Raw genomic sequence first — 18330 nt, 5'->3', positions numbered from 1 at the left:
CCGCGCGCATCCGTTCGATCGGTTTGCGCAAGGAGTCTCAGGTCGGCTGAACCTCGGTGTCCTTGACCTCGGGATCGTCTTCCGTCGGGACGTTGGGCTGGGGCTGCGGATCGGCCTCGATGTCCTCCTCGGTCGCCGGGACGACCTCGTCGAGGCGGGCGGGATCTTCGATCAGGGCGCCGGGATCCTCTCCCGGCATCGGCGTATCGGCGTGGATCATGGCAGGGCTCGTTCTTAGAGGGACGTTCTCTGGGGGAACGTTGGGGAAGCGTTCGGGGGTGAAGCCGTTCCGGGGATGCTAGGCGGCGTCGGCGTCGTCGGCATCGAGGATGCCGTCGAGGTCGCCCACCAGCGCGTCGAGCTGCTCGGACGACGAGCGGATCTTGAACCGCGTCCCGTCCTCAGCCTCAACCGCGATCTCGACGTGGTCGCCGACCTTGGCCGCCAGCGCCTGCTTCAGGATGTACGTCGTCACGTCTGCCTTGTCGGCCATGCCAGCTCCTTCACGTTCGCCGCGGGCAACGCCGCACCGCTCGCTTCGTCGGTGCGGCAGAACCTCGCGGCACCGTGCCGGGGATCACTTTCGGCGGCACGGCATCTCGTCGGCGGCGATCAGGGCCTGGGCGATCGCCACCGTACGGCGGCTCTGATGGCGGATGGCATCGAGATCCTCCGGCCGCGGATCGGCGTTCTCGGCTCCGACGATGGCCGACGCGCCGTAAGGGGAACCGGCCTCGAGCATCGCCTCGTCGGTGTAGCCCGGCGGGAGGATGACCATGCCGAGATGGGCCATCGGCGCGTAGAGCGACAACGTCACCACCTCGGATCCGCCATGCGGCCACGAGGCGACGGCGAAGGCGCCACCGACCTTGCCCGACAGCGCGCCGCGCTTCCATTGCGGGCCGAGCCGATCGAGAAAGGCCTTCAGCTCCGTGGCCATCGCGCCGAAGTAGCACGGCGTGCCGAACAGGATCGCGTCCGCCCACTCCGCATCCTCATGGGTCGGCTCCGGATAGAGCGCGTTCTGTCGCGCGGCGTTCTCGGCCCAGCCGTCGACCTTCGCCATCGCATTGGCGTCGACGACCTCGCGGGCCCGGCGCAGCCGCACCTCGGCGCCGGCCGCACGCGCCGCGTCGGCTGCGGCCAGGGCCAGCGCTTCGACCGAACCGGAGCGGGAATAGAAGGCGATCAGCACGCGGGCCGGATCGAGATCGGATTGGGACACGATGATTTCCTCTTCGAGATCACTCGAAGTAGGGCCGGAAACATCCATGGAACCGAGAGCTGCCAAAGGGCCGCGCCACGATGACGTCGATCCGAACCGTCGCGGCGAATGTTGCAGAGACCCGGCGCGAGGTTTGCCCGTCGTGCCGGATCGACGGTCGATAGCGCCACAGGGGCGGACCTATCGCGCGAGCCGCAAGTTACTTGCTCGATGTCCGGCAAGATCGGACGAGCGAGGTTTCACGGTGGCCGAACAACTCTCCGGGCAGTCCGGTCGACAGGGCAAGCGCGGCAAGCCCGCACTCTACGTGCTGGTGGCCAGCGTCGGGCTGATGATCGCGGCCCTGGTCGGCCTCATGGTGTGGCAGGGAGCCAGCGCGCCGCCCGATTATGCCAGCCAGAGCCAGGCGGCCTCGCGGGCGGAGGTCACGGGATCGACGACCGGCAAGGACGGCGGCACGTCGTCCGCGAACACCGGCGCCGTGCCGGCCGGAAATCCGGCCTACCCGCAGCCCGCGAAGCGAAACGCCAACTGAACCGCACTCGGATCCGGGCGTTCCCGGTGCCGACGTCCAGCTTGGGAAAACCCGCAATGACCCTTCGTTCCGAAACGCCACCCGCCCCGGGCAACCTCGATTTCGGCGAGGCGCCGGACAGCGAGAATCCGACCTCGGCGCAGCTGAAGGCCGACATCGACAGCGGCCGGACGGGCGACAAGGCGAGCCATGGCGATGTCGGGGCGGCACCGCTCGGAACCTGCGACGAGGCCGGGGATACGCCCCCGACCCCGCAGCGGATCAAGCTGGCCCGCGAGACCGAGGCGGCATCCGAGCAGGTTCGGGCGGCGGCCGATGTGCACGGCGAACGATCCTGGGTCATGCCGGTGTTCTACAGCGCGATCGTCGCCATCCCCGTGGTGATCGGCGGCGCACTCCTGTTGCTGCGCTGACCGATGGGATGTGTGTCGGCGCGCTTGGTGCCGAGCCCGTCTCGACCGACGATCGGCTCGGCAGGACGGACGGTGCTGGATACGCTTGGTCGGGGAAGATTTTCGGTCGGCCAAGGACCTCGCGACCGGGAACATACGAACGTGATGCCGGAGCCTTTGTAGATGAGGTGCACCCGCCGAAACGGCGTGATCCGGTCGCCCGACGCAGCCGCCGGTGTTTCGCATCACCGACCGTTGCCGCTCTCATGTGGCGGGTACCAGCCTTCGGGTCGGTCGGCAGGCTTCGCGTGCCGCTTGCTCGACCGCTAGCGAATTCTAGGACATCGGCCGTCATCGGTATCGCAGCCGGTGCATCGCCCTTTCCCTGTTGGGTGAGATCGACGAACCACAGGGATTGAGCTTTTCCGATTGGTGATGCCGAAAGCAGGCTTCGAATTTCAAGTGCAGCGACGATATCCATGCTTCGCGAAGCTGCTTCTGCCTTCACGCGACCATGCGGCCAATGCGAGCGAAGCCGGCAACCAAAGACGTCGACTTCTGTTGGACAACCATGCCGGTGAAGCGCGACCTCGACCACTCCTTCGTTCTCGTCGTCGAGGACGACGACCTCGTGCGCATGTACGCCGTCGAGATGCTGGAGGATGCCGGCTTCGCGGTGATCGAGGCCCGTCAAGCGGACGAGGCCTGGTTCATCCTGCACGAGCGCTCGGATATCGCGGCGATCTTCACCGACGTCGACATGCCGGGGACGATGTGCGGCGTCACACTGGCCGGACGCGTGTCCGCGGCTTGGCCGGACATCCGGCTTGTCCTGACCTCGGGGCGGCACCGGCTCGCCGACACGGAGGTGCCGGACCACGGCCTGTTCGTGCCGAAACCCTATAAGGCAGCCCAGGTCGTCGACGCGCTGCACCACGCGGCCTGAGATCGACCGGCCGCTCGGCCACCTGCATGGCTCGCATCTGATTCTGCGCGGGAACAGCGCCCGCGATCGTCGCATCACGCGATCCGTCGCGGCGCGCCATCCCCGGGATTCGCCCCGATCGCGGAGCGGTTTTCAATCGATCACCTCGACGATGCGACGGGTTCCCGGCTCGACCAGCACCGGATGGTCGTTGACGATGGTGTAGTTGAAGCCCACGAGCTCGAACTCGCGAGGAACGTCGTAGTAGACGATGCCATCCTCCGGCAGCACGGTCCCGACCCGAACCGGGCCGCCGTAAGCGAACGACGGCCGTCGCTCGGCGTGGGCGTAGATCCGGAAGCGTTCGCGGCGGTCGATCCCGAGGATGCCGTTGGCGGTGCCGACGGCCGCACCGATCGCGCCGCCGACGACGGCTCCGAGTGGGCCGGCCATCTCCTCGCCGCGCCGCGAGCCCTCCCTTGCCCCCTGTTGCAGACCCTGCGCCTGCGCGGCCGTGCCGAGGAGGACGAGGAGTGCGGCCGAGGCCAGGGGGTGACGCATCGAATCGATCCTTAGGGGAGTGGCTTCCGACGGCGAGAGTCCGCGAACGCCGGCACGGTAGCACCGATCGCGCCGGAGCCGGTGGCGAACGTCATCGACCCGCGAGACGAAGTCGGCGTCCCGCGATCCGATCCAGCCCGGCGATGTCAACGCTGGCCGTTTCGCTCCTGGGCCGCCCGCAGCCGGTCGAGGAGGTCCATGGCCAGGGCGGCGCGTTCCGTCGGCTCGGTGACGGAGCGGCGCAGGACGACGCGTCCCTCTCGGACGAAGAGGTCGTCCTCGGCCGGCATCGGCCCGGCCTTGATGCCGGGCCTGAGGTCGGCTGCGATACCCTGCGGGCCACCGCTCAACCGGGCGACGCCGAACGCACGGCAGGCCGCACGCAGGCGCCCGAGGGCGAACAGCGCCGAGACGGGTTCCGGCGGAGCGCCGAAGCGATCCTCGACCTCGCTCGAAAGCGCCTCGATCGCTTCGATGTCCCGGAGGCGCAGCAGGCGGGTGTAGAGGCTGAGCCTGATCTCGGGCTCGGGCACGTAGTCGCCCGGGATGCCGCCGGGAAGCCCGATCTCGATCTCGGGGCACCAATCCTCGGCCTCCTCGCCCTTGGCGAGGCGGAGCGCGAGCTCGAGAAGATGCCGGTAGAGACCGAGGCCGACGAGCTTGGCGTGGCCGGCCTGATCCTCGCCCACGAGATCGCCCGCGCCGCGCAGGTCGAGGTCGCGGGCGCTGATCGCGAAGCCTGCGCCGAGACGGTCCATCGCCTCGAGCGCCCGCATGCGCTGCTCGGCGGCCGGGCTCGGGGGGGCATCGGGATCGAAGAGCAGGTGGACGACGCCGCGGCGCTGGCCGCGCCCGACCCGGCCGCGCAGCTGGTGGAGCTGCGCCAGCCCGAACTTGGCCGCCTCCCAGACCAGCATCGTGTTAGCGCGCGGCACGTCGAGCCCGCTCTCGATGATCGCGGTGGCGAGGAGCACGTCCCCGTCGCCGTCGGCGAAGCGCACCATCGCCTCGTCCATCTCCGACGGTTTCAGGCCGCCATGCGCGACGACGACCTCGAGGTCGGGAACGAGGGCGCGCAGGCGCTCGGCCATCGGCCCGATATCCTCGACGCGAGGACAGACCACGAAGCTCTGTCCGCCGCGCCGGTGCTCGCGAACGAGCGCGTCCTGCAGGGTATCGGGATTGAACGCGGCGACGATCGTGCGGACCGGCTGACGCAGCGCCGGCGGCGTCGCCAGGATGCTGAGGCTCTGAAGGCCGACGAGGGCGGATTGGAGCGTACGCGGGATCGGCGTCGCGGTGAGCGTCAGCACGTGGCCGCCGCCTGCGAGACGACGCAGGTCCGCCTTGGTCTTCACGCCGAAGCGCTGTTCCTCGTCGATCACCATGAGGCCGAGATCGGCGAAGGCGACGCCGCGCCCGGCCAGGGCGTGGGTTCCGACGGCCAGCCGCACTGTGCCGTCGGCGAGGCCCGCCTTCACGCGCCTGGCCTCGGCCGGGGATACCAGGCGGGAGAGTTGCGCCACCGCGATGCCGAAGCGGCCGAAGCGTCGGCGCAGCGTCTCGGCGTGCTGGCGCGCGAGCACCGTGGTCGGCGCGATGAGCACCGCCTGCCGCCCGGCGAACACCGCTGCCGCCAGCGCGCGCAGGGCCACCTCGGTCTTGCCGAAGCCGACGTCGCCGCAGACGAGCCGGTCCATCGGCACTCCGGAAGCGAGATCCGTCGACACGGCCTCGAAGGCCGCGGCCTGGTCGTGCGTCGGCGGAAAGCCGAAACCGGCCGCGAAGCGCTCCATCTCCCGAGCCGGAGGCCGGATCGCCGGGACGCCCGCCTCGCGACGTTCGCGGGCCGTCTCCAGCATGTGGCGGGCGGTCCGCGCCATCGTCGCCTCGGCCTCCAGGCGGCGGCGGGCCCACGTGCCGCCGTCGAGCTTGTCCAGGGTGACGGCGCTCGGCTCGGAGCCGTAGCGCCAGATCCGGTCGGCCTGGGCGACGGGCACCATCAGGACGGCGTCGTCGGCGAACCGCAGGCGCAGGGCTTCCGTCGCCGGCCTGTCGCCGACCGCAGCGACCTGCTCCAAGCCCTCGAAGACGCACAGGCCGCGGTCGCGGTCGACCGCGACGTCGCCGGGGCGCAGATCGACCTCGCACAGCGGCAGGACGTGGCCTGCGGGACCGACCGGCGCGGCGTCCGGGCCGTAGAGGTCGGCCGCCGCGATCACGATGGCGCCGTCGGCGTGGAAACCCGCCCCGAGGGGCGCCTGCAGGGCGAGGACCTCCCCCGGTTTGGCCGAGGCCACCTCCGCCCAACCGTCGATCAGGCGAACCGCGCGGTCAGCCACCGCGGATGCTTCGCGCACGAGCCGGCGCAGCGGAAGCGTCGGGCCGGCCAGGACGATCCGCCGCCCGGCCTTCAACTCCGCGCGGAGAACCTTGGCGAAGGCAGCCGTCGGACGCGTGGCCCCCGCCAGGCTCGGCAGGGCGATGTCCTTGGCCGCGTCCCGGGTCGCCGCGGAGAGCGTCCGCGCCTCGACCGCCTTCGTCCAGTCCGAGAGCGACAGATACAGGTCGTCTCCGCGCCCCACGTCGCTCCGGCCGTTCCGCCCGGCGCGCTTCATCGCGCGCGCCTCGTCGATCTGTTCGAAGAAGGCGGCCATCCGCGCGGACGCTCCCTCCTCGACCACGAGGCCGGCATCGGGAAGATAGTCGAGGGGCGTCACCAGGCGTGGGTAGAATCGGGCGAGGGCGTGCTCCTGGCCGGTGAAGGGACGCAGCCGCTCTTCCGAACCCGCGGCGAGAACGATTTCGGTGGCCGGATCGATCACGAGGCGGTCGACATCTCCGACCGATCGCTGGGTGATCGGATCGTAGACCCGGATCGCCGTGACGCGGCCGTCCGCGTGCTCGATGCGGGACGGCCTGGCCGCGTCGGCCGGGAACACCTCGATGGTGCGGCCGCGCACGGCGACCTCGCCCGGCTCGTCGACGCGCTCGTCCACGACGTAGCCGAGACGGACCAGGGCGGCGGTGATCCGCTCCGGATCGATCCGGTCGCCGATCGCGAGGGGCACGTGCGCGTCGTCCCAGGTCGCTCGTGGCGGGACGCGCTGGGCGAGCGCCGGCCCCGTGGTCATGACGAAGTCCGGCGGCGCTCCCTTACCGCTCAGCCGGCGGAGCACCGCGGCGCGCACTCCCATCGTCGCCCGGGACGGCGACGCGTGGTCGAACGGCAGGCAGTCCCATTCGGGGTAGACGAGGATCTCGGCGTTCGGAGCGAGCGCGCGCAGGACGCGGGCGAGGTCGTCGAGACGACGCGCGTCGCGCGCGACGTGCACGACCGGCTTCGACGCGTTCGACCGGCTCGATCCGGCCTGCGCAGCAATGTCCAGGAGCGAAACCGCGAGCGCCCCGATCGGAACGAGGGGGGCGTCGTCCAGCTGCGCAGGTGCCGGCTCTGCCACCTTCCGTCGACGCTCGGCCATTCCGCACTCCGTCCGCAAACCTTGGGACTCCGGCAACGCGGTTCGGTCCGGCCCGGTCCCATCCGAAAGGCGGCTATTCACAGCTCAAGCGTGCGGCGTGCCGCCGCTCGCACCGCCCGCCGTCGAGCCCGCGCCACGGTGGCGCGGCAGGGCGTCGAACTAGCCGCAGCGTTAGGGCATCTCGGCCTCGACGTGGGCACGGAGAGGAAAGCCGCCAGAAGATCGGCACCGCTCTTGGGGGAACGCACCGCACCGATCCACAAGCTATCCTATGTTAGTGCGAATCCCCTCCGAAGGTGCAGTTCTAGACCATCGCTGACCAGAATCCCGGCCGTCAGCGCCTGCGAGACGCTCGTGCTCCCGCCGTTTCCAGCCCGGCAAATCCCATGGCGGGCCCCGACAACGACGTTCGTGCGGATGGCGCGGGTCGGCGCCTCGACGGCGGACGCGCCCCGATCGCCCGGGCGCGCCCATCGATCACGGGACCGGGGCCCGGCCGATGAGCGGGCCGCCGTCGGCAGAACCGGAGGGCGTGCCGTGTTACCGGGCGATGATGTTCGGCGCGGACGGCCGGATGGTCCTGCAGGCCGTGATCGCCGCGGCGGGCGACGACGACGCCAAGGCGCAGGTGCAGGCCCTGGTGGATGGTCACGGTATCGATCTATGGGATCAGCTACGCTTCATCGCTCGGTTCGAGCCGGACCCGGCGCCACCGCAAGTCCGAGACGCCGCGGCGCGATCCTCCGATCGCGCAGGGATGCAGATCAGGCCCAACGAAGATCAGTGAACGCATGGACGACGACGACGCACCGATCCCGATCGAGCAGATCCGGCAGCGGGCCTACGACCTCTGGGACCGCAATCACCGCCCGGAAGGCCAGGAGATGCGATTCTGGGTTCTGGCCGAGCGGGAGTTGAAGGCGGAACGGAAGAACCGAGGCGAAAACCGGAACGCCGATCCGCATCATACGTGAGGCTCCGGCGGCCCAAGGTCCCCGGACCGACCAGATCGTCCCGAGGGACGACCCGCTAGCCCCCTGCGACGGTTTCCTTGAGGCGCTCGGCCGCGTACCGGGCGCGTGCCGCGCCGTCGCTCGCCGACCCCGTGCGCATGCACCAGTGGATGAACGCGCCCAGCTCGATCGGTACGCGAACGACGTCGACGCCGCTGCGCTGCACCTCACGCTCGACCTGCTCGGCGGACATGCGCCACGCCTCGTACGACGCCGGCAGCTTGGCGCCGTCGACGAGGCCGTGACGGAGCGCGTCGTAGTGCTCGGGGCCGTACCAAGGCAGACCGACGCGGCGCGGGCGACTCATCGGGTACCCTGTGTGTGAAGCGGTCGACATGCGGCGTTCTCTGCGCGTCAGCTACCCGGTCACGGCCGCGGTGACCATCCGGCGCTCGCCGCATCCGCGGCAGAACTGCTCGAACGTGCTCTTGCGCTGGGAACACGCCGAGCAGCGCTCGAACACCCCAAGCCCGCAATGCGGGCAGAAGTTCGTGGCGGGATCGTCGAGGGCGATCCCGCGCTCGCAGCCGGGACAGACTTTCCGGGCGAGGCGCGCGAGCGCTTCGTCGGTGGCGATCTCGGTGCGGCGCTCGGCATCCGGCCGCGCTTCCACCAGGGCTTGCCGCTCGCGGTAGGCGTGCAGCGCGTTGATCGCGGCGCGGCCGCCCACGAGCGTCAGGACCGCGCCGACGCCGTACTGCACGTAGCCGCCGTAGCTCGGCAGGTAGGGCACCAGCTCGACAAAGAACGCGAAGGCCGCGGCGAAGGCGAATCCCCAGACGCACGGCCAGTTGCGCGTGCGCCGGCGCTTCAACAAAAGCCAACCGGCGATGATCAGGAGAGGCAGCGTGAGGGCGAGCCGATAGCCGAACACGCGGAGTTCCTGACCGCGCTCGGCCGAATCGAGCCGGGCCTGCGCCTCGGCTTGCAGGGCGCCGTCGGCGGCCGAGAGCGCCGCCTCCCGCTCGCCGAGCTCGAAGGCCGTGCGGTTCAGGCCTTCGAGCCGCTCCTCGACGGCGCGCTCGGCCGCCTTGAGCTGATCCAGCCCCTCGGTGCGGGCGACGAGACCCGGATCCTGGTCGACGCGCTGGGTGGCGTTGCGGGTCTTCAGCCAGTTCGCGAAGGTCTCGCGCGCCGACTCGGTCGCCGAGCGGGCGGCGTCGAGGGCCAGTTGCGCCGCCTCCGCCTGCCGCCGCGCGTCGTCCTGCTCGCGCCGGATCTGCTTGAGGGCGGCGGCCGAGGCGCGCGCCGGCTCCGGGTCGAGAAACTGATCCACGGTGTAGCGGTGCTCGACCTGCGGCAGGTCGCCGACCACGAGCGAGCCCAGGCCGATCAGGAAGCCCGCAAACAGCAGGGCGACGAGCCACAGGGCGGCGTTGAACCAACGCTCGGATACGCGGGTGCCGTTGGCCACGCTGATCTGTCCTTATCTCTGGAGGAGCTTTGGGCATTCCGGCACGCCGGGGCTCGCCGCCCCCCGCGCGCAGGCCCCGAGGAACGCGTCGAAGCCGTCGATCCCGACGGAGGCGACCGGCATCTCGGCCGCCGGCGTTCCCATCGCGACGGCAAGCCGAGCCGCGACGCGCCGAACGGCGTCCAGTCCGCCGGCGACGCGCGTCGTCGGCCGGCTCACAGGTTGCGCAGGGCCAGGAGCGGCACCAGGGCGGCGAGCGCCACGGGGACGGATTAGTATTCCATCCGGATCCAGAACAGCTTGTGGACCCTGTGCAGCAGCACGCGCTGGTTGGTGGCCGGATCGAGGAGTTTGCGGGGCGACGTGCCGTTGAGGTTTCGGCCGACCAACCAGTTGGCTGCCGCGGCGGCGAGCAGGCCGAGGCTGACGGCGAGGAACGTCAGCTCCGGATGGCCGAGCGCGCGCAGCGCCAGCCCGCCCGAGGCGCCGACGAGAAGGGCGGTGCCGAAAACCACGGGCAGGACCAAAATGCCCCAGCCGGACCAGATGAGCAGCATCACCACCGCCTGAGATTCAATCCAGGTCGCCGCCGAACAGACGACCGCCCAGGTCGCCGCCGAACAGACGACCGCGCCGGCATGATCCGGTCGATCGGTGGCCGCCCGCGCAGGACCATCGAAGTCTCTTGGGCTTGGGATTGAGGCGATGCTGTGTTCACGGTCGCGTGAGCATCGGAGCCGGACGGCAGTGGACGAGGTCAGTTCCGGGCGGCATGCTCCGTCCGCGCCAGCGCGTACACGGCTTCGCAGCGTTCCAGCCAGAGATCGCGGGTGAACAGTCGCGAGACCCGTCCATGCGGGACGGTGCGGGGAATGGCGCGTGCCTCGCCGATCGCGCGGGCGAGCGCGGCCACGTCGTTCACGGGGGCGAGGCGGCCGGCCTCGCCGACGACCTCCTCGGCCGCGCCCATGGCGAAGCCCGCGACCGGCACGCCGCAGGCCATGGCCTCCACCGCCACGAGGCCGAAGGGTTCGTCCCAGCAGGGCGTGAACAGGAAGACCGAGGCGCGGCCGATCTCGCGCGCCAGCGCGGCGCCGGAGAGGTGGCCGCCGTATCGGATCGAACCGCCGATCTGGGGCGCGACCTCCGCCTCCCAGTACGCCCGATCCTCGATCGGGCCGAACACGGTCAGCGGCATGCCGGCACGCCGTGCCGCCGCGACCGCGAGATGCGTGCCCTTGATCGGCGCGATGCGCCCGGACCAGACGGCGGTCCCGTCGCCGCGCTCACGATACGGCCAAGCGCCAGGATCGACGCCGTTGTGGAGGACGGACACGCCCGCCGGCACCGCGTCCGGCCACCACAGCGTGCGCTGCGCCTCCGACGTGACGGTGATCCGATGACCGGGCCCGAGGCTTTCGTCCACGAACCAGCGCAGCGCTTCGTAGGGCGGGACATGGAGCGACGTCACGGTCGGCACCATCGCGATGCGCCGGCGTTCCAGGGGCAGCCGGCTCAGGCTGTTGTTGTGGAGCACGTCGAACCCGCCGGCCGCGATCCGGTCGCAGGCGGCGGCGTAGCCGGCGTCGACATGAGCGACGAGGCCGGCGTCGCCGCGATGCTCCAGCCCGGGAAAGCTGCGTTCATGATGCACCGGGATCACGGGATCGACGGCGAAGCGCGGATCGCTGTCGCCGGCGGCGAACAGCACCACTTCGTGCCCGCGTGCCACCAACCCGTCGGCGAGGGCCCAGCTCTGGGCTTCCATCCCGCCCGCGAAGGGGCGCGCTACCGGATGCCGGAGATGGGCGAGGAGCGCGATCCTCACGCAGTCGCCGCCGGGGCGGCCTGGGCTTCGAGGAAGCGGATGACGGACGCCGAGTTGCTGTAGGGCTGGTGGCTCTGCTGGCCGGTGAGCGCAAGATCGCCGGCCTCGGGGTGGCGCAGGATGCGGATCGGCCGATCGGGGGCGTCGTCGATCAGCCCCATCACCTTGAACGCGTAGAGCCAGTGCCCCATGGTGCGGTAGCCCCACTTGGCCTCGAACAGCTCGGCATTGCGCACCACGCTGGCGAGGTGGTGGACCGGCGGCATGTGGTGCGGGTGGTACTGGTGGTAGGCCAGCCCGCCCTTCATCCAGGCGATGGGGATGCCGGCCTGATCGAGGATCTTGCCGAAATCGGTGTCCTCGCCGCCGTAGCCGACGTAGCGCTCGTCGAAGCCGCCGGTGGCGAGGAAGGTGGCGCGCCGGATGGCGAAGTTCAGCGACCAGAAGCAGCGGTAGTCGCGGCAGATCTCGATGCCGGAAGCCGGGGGGCCGCGACGGTCCGAGTGGCGCTCGGCGACCGCGGCGAAGGCCTCGCAGGTCCAGGCGCCCGCCGTGGCCTTCTCGGGCAGGTGCAGGACCTCGCCCATCAGCAGGCCGTCGAGCTCGGCGAGCCCGCGCGCGTAGTCGGCCACGAGGTCGGGGGCCGGGATGCAGTCGACGTCGAGGAAGACGACGGCGTCGCCGCTCGCGGCCGCGACGCCGCGGTTGCGCGCGGCCGCGAGCGGCAGCTCGGTGCCGGGGACCAGGATCTGACGGACCGGGAAGGCCACCTCGGGGAGGTCGTAGGGCGCGTCCTGCATCACCGCGACGATGAACTCGACGGGGGCCTGCGTCTGGCGCTCGAGGCCGAGGAGCACGTTGCGCAGGTGCGCGGGCCGCCCCTTGGCGAGGGTCACGACGGAAACGGTGGACATCGGGCGGTCTGGCTCCTGGACGATCGAGCGCGGGATTGAGCGGGCGGTCAGCGGGCGACGACGGCGAGCGCCGGTCGCTCGGCCGCGCCGCTCCAGAGTTCGTCGGCGAGCCCTTCGAGCCAGCCGGCGGCGCGGGCGGCGGCGTCCGGCGCGTAGAGGCTGCGCAGCGGGGCGGGATCGAGGGTGCGGGCCCGGGCGAGGAGATCGCGCCAGCCCTGCAGATCGCCGGGCCAGACGGGGGCCTGGACCGCGGCGCCCAGGCGGACCAGGGCCTCGGCCTTGCGGGTCTGCTCCCCGAAGTAGCGCCATTCCGGCATCACGATCAGCCGGCCGCCCACGCGGGCGACCTCGTGGACCGTGTTGTCGCCGGCCGAGGCCAGCACGATGTCCGCGGCGGCGAGGTAGTCGGTCACCGAAGGCACCCAGCCGAGCTCGCGCAGGTTGGAGAAGTCGGTCTCGTGGCCCTCGCGATGGGTCGGCCCGAGGGTGAGCCACAGGGCCTCGGGGGCGGCGCGCGCGGCCACCGTCAGCGGCGCGTAGGGCGTGCCGCTGCCCCCGCCGCCCGTCACGGCCACGACGATCTCGCGCGCCGGATCGAGGCCGAGCCGTGCGCGCGCCTCGGCGCGACCGGGCACGCCGTCGACGCTGGTGCAGAGGCCGCCGCTGTAGAAGGTCTTGGCTCGCAGGTACGCCGGATAGTCGTCCTGCTCCATCCGCTCGTCGAAGGGGGCGAGCATCCCGACGCAGGCCTCGTAGGCGCCGACATGGCCGATGTCGGAGCGGTCACCGTGCATGCGGATCTGCACCGCCGGCACGCTGGCGATGCGCGCGAGCAGCGCGATCTCCGCCGAGACGTCGACCACGAACAGGCCGACCTCGCGCTCGTCGAGGTGGTCAAGGATCCGCCGCATGGTCCGCCGCATCTCGGCAAGGCCGAGGGGCACGCAGTGCATCACCTGCGGCGTCGGCTCCGCGTAGAGCCGCGGCGTCGGCACGGACGCGCCGATCATGTTCGGCAGCGGCACGATCTCGATGTCGCGGGAGAAGCCGTCGAACAGCTGGGGGCCGGCCGTGAGCACGGAGACGGGCCGGTCGCGGGCGAATTCGGCGGCGATCGCCATGGTGCGGTTGGCATGGCCCCGTCCCTGATGATGGACGAAGAACGCGATGGGCTTCTTCATGGCTGGAGTGTTCGCAAACCGTCAGGAGAACAGGGCGTCGGGCCGCAGGGCGGCGGCGACCTCGTCGGCGCGCGGCCGGCGGACGAGCCGGATCGCCGGGGCGTCCGCATCCCAGGCGATCAGCCCGGCGGCCCGGAACTGGTCGAGCCAGTAGGTCATGCACCAGCGTCCGTGCCTTCGGTGGAAGCGGGCGGCGTTGGCGAGGATCGCCTCGAAGTGCTGCAGCGGCGGCACGTGGACCGGGTGGTGCTGATGGTAGGCGCAAGCCCCCGCCACCCAGAAGGTCGGCAACCCGCCGGCCGCGAGGCGGACGGCGAGGTCGGTCTCCTCCCCGCCATAGCCGGCGTAAGCCTCGTCCATGCCCCCGACGGCGTGCCAGGCGCGGGCCGGCAGAGCGAAGGACAGACCCCAGAGCTGGCCGGGATCCGGCTCCGGGCGCAGGCCCGTTCGCGGCACCACCGGCCGCGCCGGATGCCTCTGCCCGGCCCGCGCGAGCGCCGCATCGTCGGCGGCATTCCCCGCCTCGGACCCGGGCGGCAGATACAGCACCTCGCCGAGGAACAGGCCCTCGGCCTGCGCCGCCGCTCGGCGATAGGCCGCGACGAGGCCGGGAGACGGGATGCAGTCGACGTCGAGGAAGATCAGCAGCTCGCCGCCGGCGGCCTCGGCCGCGCGGTTGCGGGCGGCGGCGAGCGGCATCGGCTCGCCCGCCACGTGGAGGTGACGGACGGGACAGCCCGGGTCCGGCAGGTCCGGCGCGGGTTCCGGTTGCATCCAGGCGATCACCAGCTCCCGCGGGGACGCGGACTGGCGCGCCAACCCATGCATGAGGTTGCGCAGACGGTCGGCCCGGCCGCGGACCAGCGTCAGCACGCTCGCGGAGGGCACATGCGAAGGCTCAGCCGGCATCGGCCAGCATCCGGCGGAAATGGCCGACGCCCTCGATGATGCCGCGGGCGTGCGAGGTGCGGGCGACGTAGGAATGCTTCAGCGCGGCATGGCTCGCCAGATCGTCGGAGTAGTTGGCCACGATGATCGCCTGCGCCTGGGCGCGCAGCATCTCGACGTCGTTCCCGGAATCGCCGGCGACGAACACGGCCCGCTCCGGCAGGCCGTAGAGCGCCCGGACGTGGGCGACCGCCGTCCCCTTCGAGGCCGCTGCGGGCAGCACGTCGAGGTAGCGTCCGTGGCTGTGGATCACGCTGGCGCGGTGCCCCGCCTGCGCGAGACGGGCGCGCACCGCCCGTGCCGTCGTCGCGTCCCCGAAATAGCTGAGCTTGTGCCCGCGCTGCTCCAGCGGGCCTTGCGGCACGAGCCCGTCGAGATCGGCGAGCGCCGCGCGGACGCCGGAGCGGTCCCACCCGGTCGAGACGACCGCGCGCCAGGCCAGGTCTGCCGTGTAGGTCACGCCGTTGGGATCGAGATGGTAGATCTCCGAGCCGACCGAGGTGATCATCACCTGCGGGCGCGGGCTGGCCTGCTGCTCGAGGATCGCCATCGCGGAGTGGAAGGAACGGCCGGTGGCGACGCCGAAGGCCAGTCCCGCCTGGCGGCTGCGCCAGCGCCGAAAGATGCCGAGCGACGCCGCGCAGCCGACGAGGGTGTTGTCGATGTCGCAGACCAGCAGCTGACGCGGCACGGCCAGCGGCGGCTCGGGCGCCAGCAGCGCCCGCAGCAGATCGTGGTAGCGGGCGGCGTGCTGGTCCCAGTCGTAGGCGGCGGCCGCGCGGGCGCCGCCCGCAACGCAGGCCGCATATAGATCGGGCTCGTCGAGGATCCGCAGGCACGCGGCGGCGATCGCATCCGGCGTGCGCGGGTCGACGAGGAGGCCGTTGCCGCAGGTCTCGACGATGTCGTTGGGGCCGCCGCTGTCCGTCGCCACCAGCGGCAGGCCGGCGGCGGAGGCTTCGAGGAGCGTCAACCCGAACGGCTCGTTGAGGGCGGGGTTCACGAACACGCCGCCGCGGGTGCGGGCATAGGCGTAGATTGCCGGCACGTCCTCCGGGTCGTGGGTCTTCGGATAGGCGACGCGGCCGTAGAGATCGTAGCGGTCGATCAGCACCAGGATCTCGCGCAGGGTCGCGGGCATGTCGCCGTCGAGCGCATCGATATCCTCGCGCATGCCGGCCATCAGGACGAGGTTGGCGCGAACCTGAAGCTCCGGGCTCTCCCCATAGGCCCGCACCAGCGCCGCGAGGTTCTTGCGCGCCACCGGCCGGGCGAGGGCCAGCAGCGCAGGCTTGCTCGGATCGTGCAGGAAACGGTCGATGGTGGCGTCGACCCGTGGAAGGGGCTCGGCCGCAGTGAATCGCGCCAGATCGCTGCCCGGCGGCAGGACACGGATGCGGCCGGGATCGTAGGCCGCGTAGCCGGCATACTGCACTTCCGCCTCGTCGCGGGACGAGGCGATGATCAGGCTGGCGCGGGCCAGGGCCCCTTCCTCGGCGGCGATGCGAGGCGCGAGATCGGGCCCGTTCTCGGCGCCTGCGCCGAGGATCGACGCCTTGACCCGTCCGAGCGAGTGGGCGGTGAACACGAAGGGGATCCCGAGCGCGTCCTCGACCAGCCGCGCGACCGAGGCCGCTTCGGCGTAGTGGGCGTGGATCAGGTCGGGCACCCGCGCCTGCCGGCCGATCCAGGTTGTGAGGTTCCGGGCGAAGCTCGAGACCTCCGCGTGCATCTCCTCCTTCGACCGGTAGGCCGGCGACGCGCTCGCGAGCCGCACGAGCTCGACCTTGTCGGAGATCCGCTCTTCGGGCACGGCGTAGTCCGGCCCATGGATGCCGTCGAACAGCCGCGTCGCCATCACGATCCGCTCGATGCCGGCATCCTGAGACGAGGCCGCGACGAGGTCGAGCAGATAGCGGATGTGGCCGCCGGTGTCGGCGGTCAGCCCGAACGCGACGCTGCCGCCGCGAAGGCAGCCCTGCAAGGCGACATGCAGGACGAACATCAATCCGCCGGCGTCTCGGGCGTGCCGGGACGAGAGAACGCTGCAGGTGAGGTACCCATCGTGATCCGCGTCGCCCAAGTCGCCCCGAACATCTTCCCCGTTCCCCCTGAGCATCACGGCGGCACGGAGCGGGTCATCCACGACCTCGGCACGGCGCTCAGTGGCTTGGGGGTGGAGGTAACACTGTTCGCCCCCTCCGACAGTGCGACAGACTTGCCGCACGTGGGCGATCACCCGAGTCTTTCGGCCCTCGAACGCCGCCATGGACGCGTCGCGCCCGGCGTCCCGGCGGCGCTGGACGCTCTGCAGCTCGAGGCGCTGCGGCTGCGTCTCGACCGGTTCGACATCGTGCATTGCCATGGCGAGTTCGCGCATGCGGCGCTTCTCGGCGCGCGACGGCGCCACAGCCTTACGACGGTGCACTGGCGCGTGGACGAGCTCGACCGGGCATTGTTCTTCGCGGGCTTCCCCGACCTGCCGGTCGCGGCGATCTCGGCGGCGCAGGAGGCCGGCATCCCGGCCGCGAACCGGGCGGGGATCGTGCATCACGGCATCGCGCGGGACCGCTACGCCCTGCAGACGCAGCCCGGCGCGCACGTCGCCTTCGTCGGCCGGATGACCGACCAGAAGCGGCCGGACACCGCGATCCGCGTCGCGCGCGCCGCCGGCGTCCCGATCCGGCTCGGCGGCACGGTCGACGTCGGCAACCCGGACTACTTCGAGCACAGGGTCCGCCCGTTGCTGGGTGAAGACGCGACCTATCTCGGACCCGTCGACGATCGCCGGAAGGGGGAACTGCTGGGCGGCGCGCGGGCGCTGCTGTTCCCGATCGACTGGCCGGAGCCCTTCGGCCTCGTGATGATCGAGGCGATGGCCTGCGGCACGCCGGTGGTGGCCTGGAACCGCGGCTCCGTGCCGGAGATCGTCGAGGACGGCGTGACGGGCTTCATCGTGTCTTCCGAAGCGGAGGCGCTCGCCGCGCTCGGGCGGATCGAGCAGATCGACCGCGCCCAGGTCCGCGCGCGCTTCGAGGCACGCTTCACCGCCGACCGCATGGCGGCCGACTACCTCGCCCTGTATCGCCGCCTGCTCGCCGCCTGATGCGGGTCGCCTACCTCGCCTGGGACTACCCGCCGGCCCCGAGCGGCCTCTCGACCGCGGCGCGCGAGATCGCGGAGAGCCTCGCCATGGCCGGCGCCGACGTGACGGTCTTCGCCCTCGACCGCACCGGCCGCGAGCGCATGGGCGGCGTGACCGTTGTCGGGATCGCCCTGCCGCCGGGCGGCGCGCTGGCGCGCCTTCGCCGCTGGGGCTCGGCCGGCCACCTCGCGGCCCCCCTCGCCTTCCGCCGCGCGGTGCGCGCAGTCCACGCGCACGCACCGTTCGACGTGGCGGAGGCGACGAACTGGTACGCCCCCGCCGTGCTGCTGGCCCGGCGCCGGGACCTGCCGCTGGTGACGCGAAGCTCGACGCCGGCGGCCTTCACGCGCGACGCCCCCGCCTCGCTGCGCGACGGGTTCGACGGCCGCACCGCCGACGCACTGGAGCGTGCCCAGGCGCGCGGCAGCGCCGGCTTGATCGCCAACACGGCCGAGCACGGGGCGGTGATCGCCCGGGCCTACGCTCTGTCCGGCCGGCAGCCGGAAGCGGTGATCGGCCTCAGCCTGCCGCCGGAGATCACGGCGGCCGCGCGGGGCGCGGCCTATCCGGACCATTCCGAGCCGGTGCGCCTACTCTTCGTGGGACGGGCGGAGGCGCGAAAGGGCTTCGACGCCCTGCTCGGAGCGATCGCGATCCTCGCCGACGAGGCCGCGTTTGGATCGGTTCCGCCCTTCGTGCTCGATCTCGTCGGCGTGCCGCCGTCGGACCTGCCGGGCGATCTGCCCGGCGCGGCGCGGGCCCGCATC

20 protein-coding genes are annotated in these 18330 nt (G+C 71.6%); 7 read left to right on the top strand and 13 right to left on the bottom strand.

What is annotated here, in order from left to right; all coding sequences use genetic code 11:
• Positions 1 to 37 precede the first annotated feature (37 nt).
• The 3 genes from FV230_RS03885 to wrbA all read right to left on the bottom strand — a co-directional run bounded on the left by FV230_RS03885 (position 38) and on the right by wrbA (position 1225).
• Positions 38 to 220 (bottom strand): hypothetical protein, encoded by a 183-nt coding sequence (locus FV230_RS03885; RefSeq protein WP_147726123.1) that lies wholly within the window; start codon positions 218 to 220, stop codon positions 38 to 40.
• A gap of 78 nt (positions 221 to 298) precedes the next feature.
• Entirely contained in the window at positions 299 to 493 is a 195-nt protein-coding gene (locus FV230_RS03880) for a hypothetical protein (protein WP_147841329.1), read from the bottom strand.
• 84 nt (positions 494 to 577) lie between these two features.
• Positions 578 to 1225 (bottom strand): NAD(P)H:quinone oxidoreductase, encoded by a 648-nt coding sequence (wrbA, locus tag FV230_RS03875; RefSeq protein ID WP_246694723.1) that lies wholly within the window; start codon positions 1223 to 1225, stop codon positions 578 to 580.
• A 244-nt stretch (positions 1226 to 1469) separates the two neighbouring features.
• Here wrbA and FV230_RS03870 point away from each other — a divergent pair, with 244 nt between their 5' ends.
• The 3 genes from FV230_RS03870 to FV230_RS03860 all read left to right on the top strand — a co-directional run bounded on the left by FV230_RS03870 (position 1470) and on the right by FV230_RS03860 (position 3098).
• A complete protein-coding gene (locus tag FV230_RS03870; RefSeq protein ID WP_147727702.1) occupies positions 1470 to 1760 on the top strand; it encodes a hypothetical protein in 291 nt (96 codons plus the stop codon).
• Between the two features lie 56 nt (positions 1761 to 1816).
• Positions 1817 to 2173: a hypothetical protein gene (locus FV230_RS03865; RefSeq protein ID WP_147727701.1), complete on the top strand. Its 357-nt coding sequence runs from the start codon at positions 1817 to 1819 to the stop codon at positions 2171 to 2173.
• A 550-nt stretch (positions 2174 to 2723) separates the two neighbouring features.
• Positions 2724 to 3098 (top strand): response regulator, encoded by a 375-nt coding sequence (locus FV230_RS03860; protein WP_147727700.1) that lies wholly within the window; start codon positions 2724 to 2726, stop codon positions 3096 to 3098.
• A gap of 132 nt (positions 3099 to 3230) precedes the next feature.
• Here the strand turns inward: FV230_RS03860 and FV230_RS03855 are convergent, their stop codons facing one another.
• Positions 3231 to 3638: a DUF1236 domain-containing protein gene (locus FV230_RS03855; protein ID WP_147727699.1), complete on the bottom strand. Its 408-nt coding sequence runs from the start codon at positions 3636 to 3638 to the stop codon at positions 3231 to 3233.
• Positions 3639 to 3784: 146 nt separating this feature from the next.
• A complete protein-coding gene (locus FV230_RS03850) occupies positions 3785 to 7120 on the bottom strand; it encodes a helicase-related protein (RefSeq protein ID WP_147841327.1) in 3336 nt (1111 codons plus the stop codon).
• A 499-nt stretch (positions 7121 to 7619) separates the two neighbouring features.
• Here FV230_RS03850 and FV230_RS03845 point away from each other — a divergent pair, with 499 nt between their 5' ends.
• Both FV230_RS03845 and FV230_RS03840 read left to right on the top strand, forming a co-directional pair.
• Positions 7620 to 7907, top strand: a complete 288-nt coding sequence (locus FV230_RS03845) for a hypothetical protein (protein WP_147727697.1) — start codon at positions 7620 to 7622, stop codon at positions 7905 to 7907.
• 4 nt (positions 7908 to 7911) lie between these two features.
• Positions 7912 to 8094 carry a DUF2934 domain-containing protein gene (locus FV230_RS03840; RefSeq protein WP_147727696.1) on the top strand — a complete coding sequence of 61 codons (183 nt, stop codon included), beginning with the start codon at positions 7912 to 7914 and terminating at the stop codon, positions 8092 to 8094.
• A 55-nt stretch (positions 8095 to 8149) separates the two neighbouring features.
• On the opposite strand, the gene FV230_RS03835 is transcribed toward FV230_RS03840, so the two are convergent.
• The 8 genes from FV230_RS03835 to FV230_RS03800 form a co-directional block, all read right to left on the bottom strand.
• Positions 8150 to 8440, bottom strand: coding sequence for a hypothetical protein (locus tag FV230_RS03835; RefSeq protein WP_147841326.1), 291 nt, complete (start codon positions 8438 to 8440; stop codon positions 8150 to 8152).
• Between the two features lie 51 nt (positions 8441 to 8491).
• Positions 8492 to 9547: a serine endopeptidase gene (locus FV230_RS03830; RefSeq protein ID WP_147841325.1), complete on the bottom strand. Its 1056-nt coding sequence runs from the start codon at positions 9545 to 9547 to the stop codon at positions 8492 to 8494.
• Between the two features lie 272 nt (positions 9548 to 9819).
• Complete coding sequence (locus FV230_RS03825; protein ID WP_147841324.1) at positions 9820 to 10104, bottom strand: hypothetical protein; 285 nt, start codon at positions 10102 to 10104, stop codon at positions 9820 to 9822.
• Between the two features lie 200 nt (positions 10105 to 10304).
• Entirely contained in the window at positions 10305 to 11375 is a 1071-nt protein-coding gene (locus FV230_RS03820; RefSeq protein WP_147841323.1) for a glycosyltransferase, read from the bottom strand.
• The gene (locus FV230_RS03815; protein ID WP_147729707.1) at positions 11372 to 12289 is read right to left on the bottom strand and encodes a galactosyltransferase-related protein; all 918 of its coding nucleotides are present in this window, start codon (positions 12287 to 12289) and stop codon (positions 11372 to 11374) included. The genes FV230_RS03820 and FV230_RS03815 overlap by 4 nt, the downstream gene beginning before the upstream one ends.
• Before the next feature lie 47 nt (positions 12290 to 12336).
• A complete protein-coding gene (locus FV230_RS03810) occupies positions 12337 to 13470 on the bottom strand; it encodes a glycosyltransferase (RefSeq protein ID WP_147841322.1) in 1134 nt (377 codons plus the stop codon).
• A 21-nt stretch (positions 13471 to 13491) separates the two neighbouring features.
• Entirely contained in the window at positions 13492 to 14379 is an 888-nt protein-coding gene (locus FV230_RS03805) for a galactosyltransferase-related protein (RefSeq protein WP_187275373.1), read from the bottom strand.
• Positions 14369 to 16423 carry an HAD-IIB family hydrolase gene (locus tag FV230_RS03800; RefSeq protein WP_147841321.1) on the bottom strand — a complete coding sequence of 685 codons (2055 nt, stop codon included), beginning with the start codon at positions 16421 to 16423 and terminating at the stop codon, positions 14369 to 14371. The genes FV230_RS03805 and FV230_RS03800 overlap by 11 nt, the downstream gene beginning before the upstream one ends.
• Before the next feature lie 60 nt (positions 16424 to 16483).
• Here FV230_RS03800 and FV230_RS03795 point away from each other — a divergent pair, with 60 nt between their 5' ends.
• Positions 16484 to 17524, top strand: a complete 1041-nt coding sequence (locus FV230_RS03795; RefSeq protein WP_147841363.1) for a glycosyltransferase family 4 protein — start codon at positions 16484 to 16486, stop codon at positions 17522 to 17524.
• The coding region (locus tag FV230_RS03790) for a glycosyltransferase (RefSeq protein WP_147841320.1) at positions 17524 to 18330 on the top strand (807 nt) is incomplete at its 3' end. The genes FV230_RS03795 and FV230_RS03790, both read left to right, overlap by 1 nt.

The organism is Methylobacterium sp. WL6, from assembly GCF_008040095.1.
In the GTDB taxonomy this organism is placed as follows: Bacteria; Pseudomonadota; Alphaproteobacteria; order Rhizobiales; family Beijerinckiaceae; genus Methylobacterium.
Note: the sequence above shows the minus strand (reverse complement) of the source record. Positions and strands in the feature narration are given on the sequence as shown.

Coding starts and splice junctions, on each gene's coding strand:
- FV230_RS03885 (WP_147726123.1), bottom strand. CDS start 220: ATGATCCACGCCGATACGCCGATGCCGGGAGAGGATCCCGGCGCCCTG.
- FV230_RS03880 (WP_147841329.1), bottom strand. CDS start 493: ATGGCCGACAAGGCAGACGTGACGACGTACATCCTGAAGCAGGCGCTG.
- FV230_RS03865 (WP_147727701.1), top strand. CDS start 1,817: ATGACCCTTCGTTCCGAAACGCCACCCGCCCCGGGCAACCTCGATTTC.
- FV230_RS03860 (WP_147727700.1), top strand. CDS start 2,724: ATGCCGGTGAAGCGCGACCTCGACCACTCCTTCGTTCTCGTCGTCGAG.
- FV230_RS03855 (WP_147727699.1), bottom strand. CDS start 3,638: ATGCGTCACCCCCTGGCCTCGGCCGCACTCCTCGTCCTCCTCGGCACG.
- FV230_RS03850 (WP_147841327.1), bottom strand. CDS start 7,120: ATGGCCGAGCGTCGACGGAAGGTGGCAGAGCCGGCACCTGCGCAGCTG.
- FV230_RS03845 (WP_147727697.1), top strand. CDS start 7,620: ATGAGCGGGCCGCCGTCGGCAGAACCGGAGGGCGTGCCGTGTTACCGG.
- FV230_RS03840 (WP_147727696.1), top strand. CDS start 7,912: ATGGACGACGACGACGCACCGATCCCGATCGAGCAGATCCGGCAGCGG.
- FV230_RS03835 (WP_147841326.1), bottom strand. CDS start 8,440: ATGAGTCGCCCGCGCCGCGTCGGTCTGCCTTGGTACGGCCCCGAGCAC.
- FV230_RS03825 (WP_147841324.1), bottom strand. CDS start 10,104: ATGCTGCTCATCTGGTCCGGCTGGGGCATTTTGGTCCTGCCCGTGGTT.
- FV230_RS03815 (WP_147729707.1), bottom strand. CDS start 12,289: ATGTCCACCGTTTCCGTCGTGACCCTCGCCAAGGGGCGGCCCGCGCAC.
- FV230_RS03810 (WP_147841322.1), bottom strand. CDS start 13,470: ATGAAGAAGCCCATCGCGTTCTTCGTCCATCATCAGGGACGGGGCCAT.
- FV230_RS03805 (WP_187275373.1), bottom strand. CDS start 14,379: ATGCCGGCTGAGCCTTCGCATGTGCCCTCCGCGAGCGTGCTGACGCTG.
- FV230_RS03800 (WP_147841321.1), bottom strand. CDS start 16,423: ATGTTCGTCCTGCATGTCGCCTTGCAGGGCTGCCTTCGCGGCGGCAGC.